The sequence below is a fragment of the Lentilactobacillus dabitei genome, from assembly GCF_019061365.1.
In the GTDB taxonomy this organism is placed as follows: Bacteria; Bacillota; Bacilli; order Lactobacillales; family Lactobacillaceae; genus Lentilactobacillus; species Lentilactobacillus dabitei.
The window spans coordinates 1-14893 of record NZ_JAHPPD010000034.1; the positions used below are offsets into that span (position 1 = coordinate 1).

The 14893-nt window shown below is 44.3% G+C and carries 17 protein-coding genes; all 17 read right to left on the reverse strand.

What is annotated here, in order from left to right; genetic code table 11:
- Positions 1 to 123: 123 nt before the first annotated feature.
- Genes KTE19_RS06675 through cobJ form a run of 17 tightly spaced genes read right to left on the reverse strand, consistent with a single transcriptional unit; the run spans position 124 to position 14891 of the window.
- Positions 124 to 813, reverse strand: a complete 690-nt coding sequence (locus KTE19_RS06675) for a uroporphyrinogen-III synthase (protein WP_217163703.1) — start codon at positions 811 to 813, stop codon at positions 124 to 126.
- Between the two features lie 15 nt (positions 814 to 828).
- Positions 829 to 1422 carry a bifunctional adenosylcobinamide kinase/adenosylcobinamide-phosphate guanylyltransferase gene (locus tag KTE19_RS06680; protein ID WP_217163698.1) on the reverse strand — a complete coding sequence of 198 codons (594 nt, stop codon included), beginning with the start codon at positions 1420 to 1422 and terminating at the stop codon, positions 829 to 831.
- A gap of 5 nt (positions 1423 to 1427) precedes the next feature.
- Positions 1428 to 2720, reverse strand: a complete 1293-nt coding sequence (hemL, locus tag KTE19_RS06685; RefSeq protein ID WP_217163696.1) for a glutamate-1-semialdehyde 2,1-aminomutase — start codon at positions 2718 to 2720, stop codon at positions 1428 to 1430.
- Between the two features lie 2 nt (positions 2721 to 2722).
- On the reverse strand, positions 2723 to 3706 hold the full coding sequence (hemB, locus tag KTE19_RS06690; RefSeq protein WP_217163694.1) for a porphobilinogen synthase: 984 nt from the start codon (positions 3704 to 3706) through the stop codon (positions 2723 to 2725).
- A gap of 27 nt (positions 3707 to 3733) precedes the next feature.
- Positions 3734 to 4645, reverse strand: a complete 912-nt coding sequence (hemC, locus tag KTE19_RS06695; protein WP_217163692.1) for a hydroxymethylbilane synthase — start codon at positions 4643 to 4645, stop codon at positions 3734 to 3736.
- Positions 4646 to 4657: 12 nt separating this feature from the next.
- Positions 4658 to 5920: a glutamyl-tRNA reductase gene (gene hemA, locus KTE19_RS06700; RefSeq protein ID WP_217341906.1), complete on the reverse strand. Its 1263-nt coding sequence runs from the start codon at positions 5918 to 5920 to the stop codon at positions 4658 to 4660.
- An 8-nt stretch (positions 5921 to 5928) separates the two neighbouring features.
- Positions 5929 to 6387: a precorrin-2 dehydrogenase/sirohydrochlorin ferrochelatase family protein gene (locus KTE19_RS06705; RefSeq protein WP_217163688.1), complete on the reverse strand. Its 459-nt coding sequence runs from the start codon at positions 6385 to 6387 to the stop codon at positions 5929 to 5931.
- Positions 6388 to 6401: 14 nt separating this feature from the next.
- Complete coding sequence (locus KTE19_RS06710; protein WP_217341907.1) at positions 6402 to 7913, reverse strand: cobyric acid synthase; 1512 nt, start codon at positions 7911 to 7913, stop codon at positions 6402 to 6404.
- Entirely contained in the window at positions 7910 to 8737 is an 828-nt protein-coding gene (locus KTE19_RS06715; protein ID WP_217163684.1) for an energy-coupling factor ABC transporter ATP-binding protein, read from the reverse strand. Before KTE19_RS06715 ends, KTE19_RS06710 begins: the two co-directional genes overlap by 4 nt.
- Complete coding sequence (cbiQ, locus tag KTE19_RS06720) at positions 8730 to 9431, reverse strand: cobalt ECF transporter T component CbiQ (protein ID WP_217341908.1); 702 nt, start codon at positions 9429 to 9431, stop codon at positions 8730 to 8732. The genes KTE19_RS06715 and cbiQ overlap by 8 nt, the downstream gene beginning before the upstream one ends.
- 30 nt (positions 9432 to 9461) lie before the next feature.
- Positions 9462 to 9785, reverse strand: a complete 324-nt coding sequence (locus tag KTE19_RS06725) for an energy-coupling factor ABC transporter substrate-binding protein (protein ID WP_217163681.1) — start codon at positions 9783 to 9785, stop codon at positions 9462 to 9464.
- A complete protein-coding gene (locus tag KTE19_RS06730) occupies positions 9782 to 10534 on the reverse strand; it encodes an energy-coupling factor ABC transporter permease (protein WP_217163679.1) in 753 nt (250 codons plus the stop codon). The genes KTE19_RS06725 and KTE19_RS06730 overlap by 4 nt, the downstream gene beginning before the upstream one ends.
- Positions 10535 to 10548: 14 nt before the next feature.
- On the reverse strand, positions 10549 to 11250 hold the full coding sequence (locus tag KTE19_RS06735; RefSeq protein ID WP_217163677.1) for a cobalt-factor II C(20)-methyltransferase: 702 nt from the start codon (positions 11248 to 11250) through the stop codon (positions 10549 to 10551).
- Between the two features lie 9 nt (positions 11251 to 11259).
- Positions 11260 to 12027: a sirohydrochlorin cobaltochelatase gene (locus tag KTE19_RS06740; protein WP_217163675.1), complete on the reverse strand. Its 768-nt coding sequence runs from the start codon at positions 12025 to 12027 to the stop codon at positions 11260 to 11262.
- The gene (gene cobA / locus KTE19_RS06745) at positions 11999 to 13420 is read right to left on the reverse strand and encodes a uroporphyrinogen-III C-methyltransferase (RefSeq protein WP_217163673.1); all 1422 of its coding nucleotides are present in this window, start codon (positions 13418 to 13420) and stop codon (positions 11999 to 12001) included. The genes KTE19_RS06740 and cobA overlap by 29 nt, the downstream gene beginning before the upstream one ends.
- The gene (gene cobK / locus KTE19_RS06750) at positions 13417 to 14169 is read right to left on the reverse strand and encodes a precorrin-6A reductase (RefSeq protein ID WP_217163671.1); all 753 of its coding nucleotides are present in this window, start codon (positions 14167 to 14169) and stop codon (positions 13417 to 13419) included. The genes cobA and cobK overlap by 4 nt, the downstream gene beginning before the upstream one ends.
- Positions 14166 to 14891, reverse strand: a complete 726-nt coding sequence (gene cobJ / locus KTE19_RS06755; RefSeq protein ID WP_217341913.1) for a precorrin-3B C(17)-methyltransferase — start codon at positions 14889 to 14891, stop codon at positions 14166 to 14168. Before cobJ ends, cobK begins: the two co-directional genes overlap by 4 nt.
- Positions 14892 to 14893 lie beyond the last annotated feature (2 nt).

Below are 14893 nucleotides of genomic sequence, written 5' to 3' on the forward strand. Positions count from 1 at the left end.
TCACCTCATACTTAATTAATAATTCTATGGTACTCAAAAAGACGTCTACGAAGTAGACGTCCAGTTATTTAATGCTTACAATCCATTTTGTTTCAAACCCACTCGTTTTGTTTTCTTAAAACTTCAGGCCTCACACATCTTTGAAATTGTATTTCTTAAGACGCCAGGGCCTTCACCCACAATCACCTTGCTCGCAGGAATCACTTTGGCAGTGGTCCGGCCTAACGTGTAATAAGTCACGTCTGAAAAACATTCAGGAATCCGTTTTGCAATTTCTGTCAGCCGTTCAAAGCTGGATGGGCTGGTCACCAACACCCTTGTGAACCTGTGGCCGTGTAATTGTTGAATCGCCGCATCGGCCAGTTGCTGATCCCAATAATTCTCATAGATCATGACCTGACTGACGGATTTTGGCAAGAATTGCTGAATAGCGCTCTTATCACCTCGCAGCAGGCATGTTTTGACTGCCATTTCCGAGGTCACACATTTTGCCAATGAACGACCGTTTTCTTCCTCAGCAACGCGAACGTCACGAATCCCACCGGCTTTAAGGATATTTGCCATCTTGGGACTAATGACTAAAAGGGTCGCGTTTGGATTAAGCGACTTTAACCGGTTCAAATAAAGATTCACCGCCACCGGACTCGTTAAAATTAAAAATTGAGACTGTTTAATTAATGAAACGTCCGCCGCAGTTAATTGAACTGGTTGAAAGTGCCCGAGTGGCAGATAAATGGTCTCAGCTTTGGCAGCTAATTGGGCTTGAAGGTCGCTGGCAACATTATGTTTCGGATAGGTAATCAGATAAGCCATTTTATCCCCCCAATCCTACTTGATCTTCTGAGTCAGGCCGGAGATCACAAAATACACATCATCAGCTTTTTTAGCCAACAACTGGTTCACCAGCCCGTAAGTATCCCGGAGAATTCGCGACTCCTTGGAAGCTGGAACTAACCCCAGGCCAACTTCATTGGTAACAATCGTCATCTCTTGATCGGTTCGGCGCAAAGAGTCAACCACCTTGGAAAATTCCTGCAAAATTGTGGTTTGAATGGACTCAATTTCATCTTTGTTCATCCTGTCGATGTCTCCATCAACGTCGCCGGGAAAATCGTTGTACATTTTAGCAACCAGATCAAAGAACAGGTTCGTTGTCATCATTGTTGCGTCGTCTAACAAATACTTTTGATAATCATTCATCAACACAAAAATACTGACATCCTTGTAACGCTCTTCGGTTGTCCAATCGGCTGGACGACGCTGACGATGCTTTTTAATTTTTAATTTCATCTCAGAATCTTGGTTCGTTCTGATGACACTGGTAGCGATGTAGCAAACCCCGTGCTCGTCAGCGTACATATCTTCGGCGACCTCAGATTTACCACTCTTGGCGCCACCCGTGATGAGTGTTAATTTTGCCATGTTAATTAACCTTTCAAAGCGGTATCAAATGCTTGATTAAATGCAGCGATCGTTTGATCAATTTCCTCGTCCGTGTGTTTGCTGGACATGAAATTAGTTTCATATTCAGATGGAGCGGTGTAAACGCCATTTGCCAATAACGCTCTAAAGAATTTCGCGAAGAAGTCCATATCACTCTTTTGGACATCGGCAAAGTTATTCACCGGCCCTTGGTTGAAGAAGTAGCTCCACATCGTTCCAACGTGATGAACGACCACTGGCACATGATGGGCCTTGGCAGCCTCTTCAATGCCTTTAGCCAATCGATCGACCTTATGACTCATTTGCTCGTACATCTCTGGGGTCAACTGATTCAGGGTACTGATCCCCCCAGTCATTGCCAATGGATTTCCGGAAAGGGTTCCGGCATGATAAATCGGACCAGCCGGCGCAACCTGCTCCATAATGTCGCGGCGACCACCAAAGACACCGACCGGCAGTCCACCACCAACAACTTTACCAAGCGTCGTCATATCCGGCTTAATCCCATACAAATGTTGCGCACCGTGATAGGCAGCTCGAAATCCTGACATGACTTCATCAAAAATCAGAATTGAGCCATATTGTTGAGTGAGATCCCGTAACGTTTGCAAGAAGGCCTTGGTCCCCGGGATGACGCCCATGTTACCAGCAACCGGTTCCACAATGATACAAGCAATTTCATCGCCGTGTTTAGCAAAAATCTGCTTGATGGTCTCAACGTCGTTATAGGGCGAAGTCAATGTGTCATAAGCTAAAGATTTGGGAACACCAGGTGAGGTGTTGATATTAAACGTCGCAACGCCGGACCCGGCATCCACCAGTAAGGAATCACTATGACCATGGTAATTGCCGATAAACTTGACGATCTTATCGCGTTTAGTCACTCCCCGAGCAACTCTGATTGCGCTCATCGTGGCTTCAGTCCCAGAAGAAACCATTCGCATCATTTCCATCGAGGGAACGATGGACTGGATCTTCTTGGCAAGTTCAGTTTCCAATTCAGTTGGGGCCCCGTAGCTGGTACCATTTGAAACGGCAGCTTGTAAGTCACTCACTACTTTAGGGTCAGCGTGGCCCAAAATAAGTGGTCCCCACGACAAAACGTAATCGATGTATTCATTGCCATCAATATCATAAATATGTGAACCAGCGCCTTTTTTGATGAATAAAGGATCGCCACCAACGTTCTTAAATGCCCGAACGGGGCTGTTAACGCCACCCGGGAAATAATTGCTGGCTTCTTTAAATGCTTGCTTAGATTTTTCAATTGACCTCAAGTTTAAAATACCTCCCCTTTATTCATGCGATCAGCAACGTCTTTGGCGAAGTAAGTAATAATCAGATCGGCGCCTGCCCGCTTCATGCCAACTAACGTTTCACGAACAATTTGGTCTTCGTTGATCCAGCCGTTTTGTGAAGCTGCTTTGATCATGGCATATTCACCAGAAACGTTGTAGGCAACTAGTGGTAAATCAAACCGATCGCGAACTTCTCTCATCACATCCAGGAAGGCCATTGACGGCTTAACCATCAAGAAATCGGCTCCCTCTTTTACATCGCTGGCTGACTCTCGCAGCGCGTCCAATCGATTAGCAGGATCCATTTGGTAGCCTTTGCGATCACCGAATTCTGGCGCACTGTTAGCCGCATCCCTGAATGGACCATAAAAACTGGAAGCATATTTGACTGAGTATGACATGATTGGTAAATTCTTGAAGTCGTTCTCATCAAGGCCTTGACGGATTGCGGCCACGTAACCATCCATCGCATTGGACGGTGCAATAATGTCAGCACCTGCTTTGGCTTGGCTAACAGCGGTCTTCACGATGTAAGTTAAAGATTCGTCGTTTAAAACAACGCCATCCTTAACGACCCCACAATGACCGGTAGAAGTGTATTCACACAAACAGGTGTCAGCAATCACAATCAAATCAGGATAAGCCTTTTTAATCTTACGAATGGCTTGCTGAACAATGCCGTCATCTTCCCAAGCGGAAGTTCCAACTTCATCTTTATGATCAGGCAACCCAAATAAAATAATGGCTTTGATGCCCTTATCGACAATTACCTTAATCTCATCCAGAATTGAATCCAGGCTAAATTGGTACACCCCGGGCATGGATGAAATCTCTTTTCGATCCTTGATATTGGCATCCACAAACACTGGCATAATTAAATCATCCTTAAGCAAATGAGTCTCACGGACGAGATCCCTCATTGCTGGACTTGTACGTAAACGACGATGACGATCAAAAGTTACCAAAATAATTGCTTCCTTTCAAATTGATGTTTATTGAATAATTTTTAATGCGCCCTCAGAAATTAAATCATCGGCAATTTGTTCACCGAAGTGCTCGATGGATTTCTGATGAGCTTGTTTCTTAAATAAATGTTGGCCATCGATTGAGGCCACCAGCCCCTCGAAAACATATTCATTCGCCTGCTTTGATGCAAAGCTTCCAATTGGAAAGTTACAACTGCCACCCAATTCACCGAGAAAATTCCGCTCAATTGTCACACAGTCGCGGGTTTTTTGGTCGTTAATGGCATCCAAAACGGCAAGGGTATCAGGATCATCTTCCCGGCATTCAACCGCAATGGCCCCTTGACCAGCAGCCGGAATAATCACGTCCTTTAGCGGAAGCTGAGTGTATTTTGACAGATCAACTCCGAGGCGCTTCAAGCCGGAAACCGCAAGGACAACGCCAAACAGCTTCTCCGTTGCAATCTTCTTAATCCGGGTCTCAACGTTGCCCCGAATTGGCACAATTTTTAAATCCGGCCGGGCGTTTAACAATTGACCCTGGCGCCTCGAGCTGTTAGTCCCAATCTTGGCTCCTTGAGGGATCTGAGAAAAATCGTTAATCTGATGTGGTGTAATCAGGCAATCATAAGGCGAGGCCCGTTTGAGGACAGCCCCAATTACCAACCCCTCAGAAAGCTTTGGAGTAACGTCTTTAAGGCTATGAACCGCAAAGTCAATTGTGTGATCATATAATTCTTGCTCAATTTCTTTGACGAAGACGCCCTTACCACCAATTTTTTGCAGGCTATCCTTCAAATTACGATCGCCCTGGGTCGTAATCGTTTTGATCTCAAATCGGATATCAGGGAATTTCTTCGCCAGCAAATCGACCACAATTTTGGTTTGAACAACAGCCAATTTACTACCCCTGGTACCGACAACTTTTACTTTTTCCATGTCAATCCGTCCTCATTTCATATCTTCCTTGGGCAGGCCAAATATGTCACAGAAGAACTCAAGGTCAAAATTGGCATCGTCCTTGACAGACAACTCCTTTACCTGCTTAATTGGTCCCTTAATCATTTGGTTAATGATGCTCTTCATGTGTTTGCGAATCACTTTTTGCTCATGTTCATCCAGATCAGGCAACTTATGCATCAAGCTATCGTAAACGTTGCTTTCAACTGTCAGTGCTGACTTTCGGAGGTCTCGAATGACGGGGACCACGTGAAGCTGCTTTTGCCAAATATAGAAGTCAGTCACTTCTTGAGGGATCTCACGTTCTGTCTTGGCCAACATCTCATCCCGCAGTTCGTGATTATCATCGAGGATTTCGTGTAACCCATCAATGTCAAAGTAATCAAACGATGGCTTCAAAGAGGCAATCTTGACGTTTCGAGGAACCCCCAGATCCACCAAGATTTTAAGGGAGCCGCTATCCTGCGAGTTAATCGTTAAAATAGGTTGTTTGCTGGAAACAGCGGTTGCGACCGCATCGACTTGGGTGACAACTTCAGGCAATTCATCAAATTGAACCGCCTCAACGGTATCACCCAGTGCATCAGCAGCCGCTTCGGCCTTGCTGTCAGTCCGATTCAGGATATAGATATGATCGAATCCCATGGTACTGGCGTTCTTTAACAAATGTGAGCCAACGTCTCCCAAACCGACAACGGCCAACTTGTTACCCTTAACCGTTCCCAAGTGAGTCTTAATTTGATGGAGCCCCGCTTGATGAGACGTCAGTGACAATTCACTGGTTGGATATTTGGTATGCATTCGTTTTGAAAACGAGATGACCTGATTAAACAGGTGCTTGAAAATAACTCCCGTTGTGCCATTATCTTCTGCATTAAAAAATGCTTGTTTAACCTGCCCTAAAATTTGTGGTTCGCCCATGATCAATGAATCCAATCCGACGGCCACTTCAAAGAGATACTTAACGGCATTCTCCTTAATACCAATATTAACCCAATTATTGATCTGCTCCAACGGAATATTAAACCAACGAGCTAAAAATCGTTTCAAGTAATATCGACCGGTATGAACCTGATCGACCACAGCATAAATTTCCGTCCGGTTACACGTCGATAGAATGACGTTTTCAAGAACACTTTTTTCTTGGTTAAGTTTGGAATTGGCTTCAGCGAGTTCTTCCTTGGAGAAAACGACTTTTTCCCGGATATCGATTGGGACAGAGTTCACGTCAATCCCGACATAAATAATGAACAATTTTGAGTTTACCTTCTTTCATCTGGGTACTGAGATTTGAGCCAAGTCAGCATCTTTGCCTTGAGTTGCTTGGACGCACTCGGAGAAGCACCGTAAGTTGAAATCGTGATCATAAAGTTGTCACTGTTAATTTGCGCGACATTATAAAAATCAGAATTGTGCTTGTTGCTGGTGTTGTTCACTAACTGAAATGGTTTTGCTTCCTGTTTAATTCGTTGGTTCACTTCAAAATCATCGGTACAGGCAAACACGAGATCCATTTGCTTGAGATAATCAGCTGCGTAACGGCTGTTAATCCAATGAATGCTATCCGCATCAATCTTGTCATTTAACTCGGGACTCACAACCGTCACATCAGCGCCCACCGCCAGTAATCCTTTAATCTTTCGAGCAGCCACGTTACCACCGCCAACAACGCCGACTTTTTTTTCTGATAAATCCAATAGAATTGGATAAGGCTTTTGCATTTCTCATCCCTTCTTTACTCATGATTCTCAGAAGCCGCCAAGATTTCATCGATCCGGTTCATATCAACGTGCTCCTTGAAAACGTTGGCCAACCTGTCATACTGATTCTCCTTGTATGTGTTGAACTGGCGCTCAACGGCCTTGCCCAGCGGTTTCAATCCCTTCTTCTCTCTCACTGAATTCAAGAATTGCCGGGTCCAATCGATATTGTCAAACAATCCATGGAGATAAGTACCAAAGACGCTGCCGTCTTGATTAACTGCCCCGTCATCCCGATGAGTCGGCTTGCCATTATTTGAAATGATTCGGGAAAACGGGCGCATTTGCGGTCCCAAAGTTGTTGTCCCCATATGAATCTCATAACCGGTTAAGAGCTGACCACTGTGCTTCGCTTCAGCTTGGGTTGTCGTCTTAACTTCATTAAAAACCGTATCTGTGTCCAATAGGCCCAGACCCGTCTGAGACTTTAGATCAGATTCAACTGACTCGGGATCTCGCAACTGATTGCCAAGTAATTGATAGCCCCCGCAGATGCCAACGATTTGGCTGCCATTTTCGGCGGCTTCCTTAATCGCCATGTCGAGATGCTTTTCACGCAGGAACACCATGTCTTCATTGGTGTTTTTACTACCAGGAATGATTAACACGTCTGGTGTCCCAACTTGATCAGCATGACGCACATAGCGGACTGACACGTCCGGTTGTATTTCCAAGCTGTGGAAATCAGTAAAGTTGGAAATCTTTGACAAAGTGATTACGGCAATGTCAATATCCTTCGTGGTATCTCGGGTCTGGCGCTTACTCTGCAATGAAACGCTGTCTTCGTCGTCTAAATCAATGTCGGTCATTGGCAGCACGCCGATAACTGGAACACCGGTCAGTTTTTCAATCATTTGATTACCAGATACCAACAGCGACTCATCACCGCGAAATTTATTGATGATAATACCCTTGATCCGTTTCTGATCTTCTTTTGGCAATAATTTGATCGTGCCGTAAATGGTTGCGTACACGCCACCCCGGTCAATATCGGCAACTAAGATTACTGGGGCATCGGCCATCTTGGCCATTCCCATATTAACGATATCGTTATCACTGAGATTAATTTCAGTTGGACTGCCGGCTCCTTCAAGCACGACAACATCGTTTTCTGCAGCCAACGAGTTAAAAATATCAATGACTTTGGTCCGAAGCTTGGGCTTATAGTTTTGATATTCAGCAGCGCCCATGTTCCCGATCACTTTACCCATAAACACGATCTGGGCATCCGAATCAGTTGATGGCTTCAAGAGGATCGGATTCATCCGCACGTCGGGGGCAACTCCGGCTGCTTCGGCTTGAAAAACCTGGGCACGGCCCATTTCCTTCCCATCTGCCGTAATAAACGAGTTAAGCGCCATATTTTGAGATTTAAACGGCGCCACTTTTTTGCCTCGCTGCTTTAAAATACGACATAAAGCCGTCACTGCCCAACTCTTTCCGGAATCAGAAGTTGTTCCTACAAACATAATCCGTTCAGCACTCATTGTTGCTCACGACCTTTCAATTCAGACTCTTGTTGATTGAACAAATCTTGTTGATCGGCGTATAACGGCAAATGAAGTTTTTGATGAATTTTAACTAACCAAGGTTGCTCTAGCTTACAGTCATTCAACAATTGTTCATCTAAGAAGACATCTTTTTTCCGCCCAGACTTAACGATTTGACCGTTATTAAGAATGAAGAAATGATCACAAATTTCATACATAAAGTCCATGTCATGACTGGAAACGATGATCTTTTGTCCGTTGGCAACCAACCGTTTCATGAGGGCCAGCATTCGCCGCTTACCATCTGGATCTAAGCCAGCGGTGGGTTCATCCAATAACAGCCATTCGGATCTCAGGACCAGGATGCCGGCAATGGCAACCCGTTTCTTTTGGCCACCGCTTAAATATTGAATTGGCTTATTGCGAATGCTTTCAATATCTAACTCTTTTAACACCCGGTCAACTCTGGCATCAATTTCTGCTTGCGGTAATTTAAGATTATGAAGTGCAAAGGCAATATCATCTTGAACAATCGAGTAGAAGATCTGCTGATCAGAATTTTGAAAAACGATGCCAACTTTTTTACGGAGTTCATTTAAAGCGCGCTTACCATACTTAATCGGCACACCATCAACGAAGATTTCACCTTGCGATGGTTTCAGCATCCCCACTAAATTCAAAAATAACGTTGATTTTCCGGAGCCATTTGGGCCAATGATGCCAACAATATTTTCATTATCCTCACCCAGCTTCAACGAAATGTTTTTCAAGGTTGGGCGATTCTTTTCATAAGCAAAGCTCACATTCTTTAATTCAATCATTTTGAGGCCTGCTCTTTCCTACCTTAAATTCACCATCGTAAAGTTTGGCATCTAACGCGTGGGTCATCGCTTCATAGTTCACCATGATTTGTTCAAACAGCATTTTGACTAAAATTGACAACGAATGAAGTGATGTCCGAATATTACGATAACCAAATCGCAGATTTTGAGCCCGGTGAATTTCTTCGAACGAATCGATAAAGATGAAAATAAACCGATACATCAACATCGTTTCCTCAATAATCAAATTGGATAAATGAAGTGATACCAGCAAATCTAATATCTGTCGAAACGGGGTTGTTAAGGCAAACCAATAGGTACTAACGACAGCGGCCAGCACTTGAACGCCTAGTAGCAATCCCTTTGGCAACATCGCCTTGGAAACGCCAAAGTAGTTACCAAACAAATGAATTGGAAAATATAATTGAGTTTTTGACGCCGACATTGTAAACACAATCCCAATAATGCTTAACAATAAGAATGGCAAAATGACGTAGAACCACTTTAAATACCTGTGAAGTGAAACCTTAGTAACAAATATCGTGTCAGCGGCCACTGCTACAATTAGGATGGCTTTCAACCAAACGATTGGCTGAAAAGCAATCACCATACACATTAGCCAAACTAGGCCTTTAATCTTAGGTGACCAATTAACGATTCGGTTTGTATATGCATATTTGTCGATAACCAGCATCTTAATCAGCCTCCCGTCAATTGATCAGCATTACTTCTTACCATTTTTTTGTTCTTCAATCTGTTTCAATGCTTTTTTCTTACCCCGGGCACTCCCGATGATATAGGCAATAATCCCGGTTCCTAAACTACCTTGAACGGTAAATAGCAGGCTTTCAATTTCGCCTGAAGGTGGCGTCCACAAAGGATGAGCCCAGACTTTATAACTTGGATCAAATTTTTTGATCTGTTCAGTTCCCTGATCATCACTACCGGTAAAGCTGCCACCCTTAGCATAGAAGAATGGCACAATGATTAGGATCAACACGGCTACTAGCAGAAGCAAATTCTGTTTGGCTTTTGAGTTCGTTTTCATCCTAAACTGGCCTCCTTCCAAAGGTTATTACTAATAACAAGGTTATAAACAATCACCGTCAAAAATCCTTCGGCAATGGCCAGTGGAATTTGGGTAACTGCGTAAATTCCCAGGAACTTAATTGCAGCCCCGAATACCCCACCATTTGGATCAGGGAAGACAACGGCTAACTGGAAGGAAGTGGTAACATAGGTCGACCAATCAGCCAGCATTGCACATAGAAATAACGATACTGATCGGTTTACTTTGAAAGCTCGGCAAATTTTATAAACCGCAAAACCAACGAAGGGGCCGACAACGGTCATCGAGAAATTATTGGCACCCAGAGTCGTGAGGCCGCCGTGAGCCAACAATAAAGCTTGAAATAATAGCACAATCACCCCGAGCACTGACATGACACTGGGACCGAACATCACTGTTCCAAGACCAACACCGGTTGGGTGGGAACACGAACCAGTTACTGAAGGCATCTTTAACGATGACAAAACAAAGACAAATGCACCACACAGGGCAAGCATCACTTTGGCATTCTGGGTAGATGATTTCACAATTTTACCCATTCGGTAAAGGCCGTACACAAAGAATGGCGCTGAAACCGCAAACCAGAAGATACACCATTTTGGTGGCAGCATCCCTTCCATGATGTGCATCGCATTGGCATTAGTTGGATACAATAAATAGGCAACAAACGAGAAACTACTCAGCGCAATCGATGTGATGGCCAAATTTCGCTTGATGGAATGATCCATGACCTTTTCCTCCTTTAAAATCTAAGTTGCTTCTTAATCAATACCGTTGAGAAATACGGAACCTTTTCTGAGACATCCATTTCTGAAAGTTTACGGGTCTTTTCACTCTCAAGGGACGCGTCAGTTACTAACAGAGCGTTACCCAAAAGTTCCCTATCGCTCAATAGTTTATAAATTGCTTCAAATTTGGTGGAAACTTTCATCAGGATGACGTTATCGTTGACATCAAGGGCTTGACTGATTTTATCCAATGATGCCGTGGCCGGAATGACCTCCAAAGATTCGTCATCAATCGTTAACGGGATCGAAACTTCCGCGGCAATCTGACTGTAGGATGAAATCCCAGCGATGGTCTTAATTGGCACATCGTCTCTCACAATGTCGGCAAGGTAGCTATAAGTACTGTAAACGGATGGATCGCCGAGAGTGATAAAACCAACATCGTTGCCTGCCTTGACATCCTTAACAATCTCAGCCGCAATTTCATTCCAACTCTGCTGCTTTTCTTCTAAATTGTGAGTCATTGGAAAGTGCCGCCGTTTAATTGTTAACGAGTCTGTAAAGTATGGCGTTGCGATCTGTTCCGCAACACTCAAGGCGCTTTTGTGAGCCTTGGGCGTGTACAAAATATCTAACTGTTCAATTGTTTTGACAGCTCTAACCGTCATTAATTCACTATTTCCCGGCCCAACGCCGATTCCATAAAACGTTCCCATAAGCTCCTCCTACATCACTTGTTTTAAATGATCGATATACATTTGCTGGATTTCTGGGTACTCACCCAGGCCAATAAACTTGGCATCCGCCGTTATTCCATGCACTTGAAGCTGAGAGCTCCATGACGTTGGTGAATCAGACGCCATGTCATGGTGAGCATGATTGCCGGCGACCATCATTAGTGGCTGCATCACAACGTGTTGAATGCCATCATTAGTTAACCGTTGAATTTCAAAATCAATGTCTGGATAACTTTCAACGGCCCCAACATAGTTGCCGGTTCCCATCAGCATATGATCCAAGCAGGCATAAGCCGTAAAGGCACTATCAGCTGTTCCATGCCCCATTAGTAAAAGTCCCGAATGTTCGGCCTTAGCTGGAACCATTCCCTTAATGAAAGCCACTAGCCGCTGATAATCTTCAAAGGTCTTCAACAACGGCGCACCCAGAACAATTCTTTGAAATGCTGATTGGAACTTGGCGACCACTTCTTTAACCAAGTCATACTCAATCCCCGGAATAAGATGAAGTGATTGAACATAAACCTCTTCAAAGCCAGCTTGACGAATCTTTTCCAATGCTTCTGTTGGCGTATCAATCTTAATTTGTTCGTTCTTTTGAATCCGTTTAATCACCACGTTCGAGGTGAATGCTCGAAATACCTTGGAATCGGGAAAAGTTTGCTGAAAGGCTTCCTCAACTGATCCAATCGACTTTTTACGAGTATCCGGATACGTTGTTCCAAAACTAACGATGAGAATTGCTGACTTTGTCAACGTTTTTTGCCTCCTTCAAAATAGTTAATACGGCTTGGTATGATGGCTTAACGGTAACTACATTGTTCAGGCCAACTTGGCGACACTTCTCGGCAACTTTTGGCCCCATTGCAATACATTTCAGCACCTGTAATGCCTTTAATTGGTCTTGACTGAGATTTCTGACCAATTCAGCTACACTTGCTGAACTCGGAAAAACAATGGTCTGATAATCATCGAAGTCAAGATCCTGTTCAACAGGCAAGCGGCGATAAGTTGCCAGTAAATGAACTGACGCTTGCGGATTCATGTCAGCCAGTTCACGTTGTTCGCCAATAACATAGGTTGGTTGCCCAAAAGTCGATAACTGATCGGCAACACCATCGACCACGATGCCAAACGACCTCAGATGACGCGCTACTACGTGATTTTTGGCAATGAATTGCCAAGTGACCAACTGACGCAAATCAGCTCCGATGGCCATCATCTTGGCTTGAAAATACCGGTAAGCGTTGATGTCATTAACAAATAACGTTGCTGGCCCAGATAATTTCGGTAGAGCGAAGTCTACGGGTTGAGTTTCACCACGCTGGAAAAATCCAACCGAGGCGCCGGCATCTTGTAACAAACTAAATAATTTCGACTGTTTCTTATATGGAACCAAAATGTGCTGACCAAATAGAACGGGATGAGGTTGCAAGGCTTGCATCAGCTGAGCAACCTGACCAACTACGATTAAAGCGGGCGACCCAATTTGGTTTTCGGCAACAGCATGAACAATGTTGACCAAATCGGATAATACTGAGCGTTGGTTCCAATGGGTTGCCCATTGAATAACAGCAACTGGAGTTTTTGGATTTTTCCCATTTTCAATCAACTGACTGGTAATCTTTGCCAGTTGTTCCATTCCCATCAAGAAAACCAGCGTTCCTTCCTGATGAGCAATGTTATGCCAATCAAGTTCCTCACCCGTCTTTTTTCGATGACCGGTAATGATATGAAAGGCCGAGGCAAAATCGCGGTGGGTAATCGGAATGCCAACAGCGCCTAGACCGGCGATTGCACTGGTTATTCCGGGAACCACTTCATAATCAATGTGGTTACGCTTCAGGTACTGACTTTCCTCGCCGCCCCGGCCAAATACATAAGGATCTCCTGCTTTCAGACGGACGACTCGTTTACCTTCGTTGGCCAGTGTTACTAGCAGATCATTAATCTTATATTGACTGTATTTATGATGGTGAGGCAATTTACCAACGTCAATTTTCTCTGCGTTGGTCTCCATCAACAAAGCCGGGTTTACCAGTCGGTCATACAAAATGATATCCGCTTCAATTAATCGTCGTTTAGCTAACAGTGTTAGTAATTCTGGATTGCCGGGGCCAGCCCCGACTAATGAAACAAATCCACTCATTGCATGACCCCCAATTTCCGCTTTAACTCTTCAAACGAACCAGTCACTTCAGGATAATTTACTGCCGGTCGTTTAATGACCAAACATAAAATCTGTAAGTCTTGACATGCTTGAATTTTTTCTGGCAAACCACCGCGCCGACCACTCTCCTTAGTAACCACAATTTTGGCACCAGCTCGTTTAATCAATTCAACGTTCAGGGTCTCAGAAAACGGTCCCTGAATCGCGTCAATCTGATTGGCCTGATACCCTGCTTGGGATAGTAAGTCCATCACCCGGGCTGTTGGTAAGACTCGGACATGAAGTCGATCAACCCCAAGCTCGTTGGCAAATTCACTTGCCGTCTTACTACCGGTTGAGAGATAAATGTTGCCGGGGTGCTGCTGGAGAAAGGTAATCGCAGCTGCTGTATCAGCAACCACTTTTAGAAACGGCCCCTCTTCATGCATTTCTTGGCGCTCAAACCGAATGTATGAAATCGCGTTCTGCTTAGCCGCAATGATGACATGCGTGGAGATCGAGCGGGCAAATGGATGAGTGGCGTCAATCACCAGCGAAATCCGATTTGCTTCAAATAAGTCGTGAAACTCAGCTGGTAAAATTGCCCCCAGATGCACATGAGTGGCATGTTGTCGGGCCAGTTCGGCTCCATATTCAGTTGTCACTGACAGGATAAACGGCTGTTTAGCCTCCGTCAGCATGTCGGCAATTGTTAAGCTTTCACTCGTTCCGCCAAGCAATAAAATCATAACGTGTAACCCCTTGGTGTAATCATCCTGTCATCAGCAACGTATGTATTTTTATTGCCGACAATCACGATGGTGGTCATATTAATTTCTGTCTCATCCAAATCTTTAATCGTGGTAATTTTATCGATCTCCCGTTTTCGGGCAACATCTTTACCAATTCCAACGACCGTATCGGGAGATTTGTACTTCAAAATAATGTCCAACGCTTCGTGGAGGTTGTTTGGCCGCCCCTTACTGCGGGGATTGTACAAGCAAATCACAAAGTCAGCTTTGGCAGCTGCATCAACTCGTTCTTTGATCACGTCCCAAGGCGTCATCAAGTCACTCAAACTAATATGGCAAAAGTCATTCATTAAAGGCGCCCCGAGTGCGGCAGCTGCAGCGATACTGGCAGTCACTCCAGGGATCACCTTAATGTCGACGTGTTTGTCCTCTTTGGCAGCCATTTCCAAAACCAGTCCAGCCATGCCATAAATGCCGGCATCGCCACTTGAAATAATGGCAACGTCTTTCCCAGTTGCGGCAATTTCAATCGCTTTTTTCGACCGTTCGATTTCGCCACGCATCCCGGTCGTCACAATTTTCTTGCCCTTAATCATGTCTTCCACCAAGTGAATATAAGTAATGTAGCCAACAATTGTATCCACTTTTTTAATCGTTTTAATTGCTTCTTGCGTCATTAACTGTTGTGAACCTGGTCCTAATCCAACAATGTATAGCATCA

What these genes read in the sequence shown, in the direction of transcription:
- KTE19_RS06675 (WP_217163703.1), bottom strand. Translation starts at nt 813, where the DNA reads ATGGCTTATCTGATTACCTATCCGAAACATAATGTTGCCAGCGACCTT.
- KTE19_RS06680 (WP_217163698.1), bottom strand. Translation starts at nt 1,422, where the DNA reads ATGGCAAAATTAACACTCATCACGGGTGGCGCCAAGAGTGGTAAATCT.
- KTE19_RS06715 (WP_217163684.1), bottom strand. Translation starts at nt 8,737, where the DNA reads ATGATTGAATTAAAGAATGTGAGCTTTGCTTATGAAAAGAATCGCCCA.
- cobA (WP_217163673.1), bottom strand. Translation starts at nt 13,420, where the DNA reads ATGAGTGGATTTGTTTCATTAGTCGGGGCTGGCCCCGGCAATCCAGAA.
- cobK (WP_217163671.1), bottom strand. Translation starts at nt 14,169, where the DNA reads ATGATTTTATTGCTTGGCGGAACGAGTGAAAGCTTAACAATTGCCGAC.
- KTE19_RS06730 (WP_217163679.1), bottom strand. Translation starts at nt 10,534, where the DNA reads ATGGATCATTCCATCAAGCGAAATTTGGCCATCACATCGATTGCGCTG.
- cobJ (WP_217341913.1), bottom strand. Translation starts at nt 14,891, where the DNA reads ATGCTATACATTGTTGGATTAGGACCAGGTTCACAACAGTTAATGACG.
- KTE19_RS06710 (WP_217341907.1), bottom strand. Translation starts at nt 7,913, where the DNA reads ATGAGTGCTGAACGGATTATGTTTGTAGGAACAACTTCTGATTCCGGA.
- cbiQ (WP_217341908.1), bottom strand. Translation starts at nt 9,431, where the DNA reads ATGCTGGTTATCGACAAATATGCATATACAAACCGAATCGTTAATTGG.
- KTE19_RS06705 (WP_217163688.1), bottom strand. Translation starts at nt 6,387, where the DNA reads ATGCAAAAGCCTTATCCAATTCTATTGGATTTATCAGAAAAAAAAGTC.
- hemC (WP_217163692.1), bottom strand. Translation starts at nt 4,645, where the DNA reads ATGGAAAAAGTAAAAGTTGTCGGTACCAGGGGTAGTAAATTGGCTGTT.
- KTE19_RS06725 (WP_217163681.1), bottom strand. Translation starts at nt 9,785, where the DNA reads ATGAAAACGAACTCAAAAGCCAAACAGAATTTGCTTCTGCTAGTAGCC.
- KTE19_RS06735 (WP_217163677.1), bottom strand. Translation starts at nt 11,250, where the DNA reads ATGGGAACGTTTTATGGAATCGGCGTTGGGCCGGGAAATAGTGAATTA.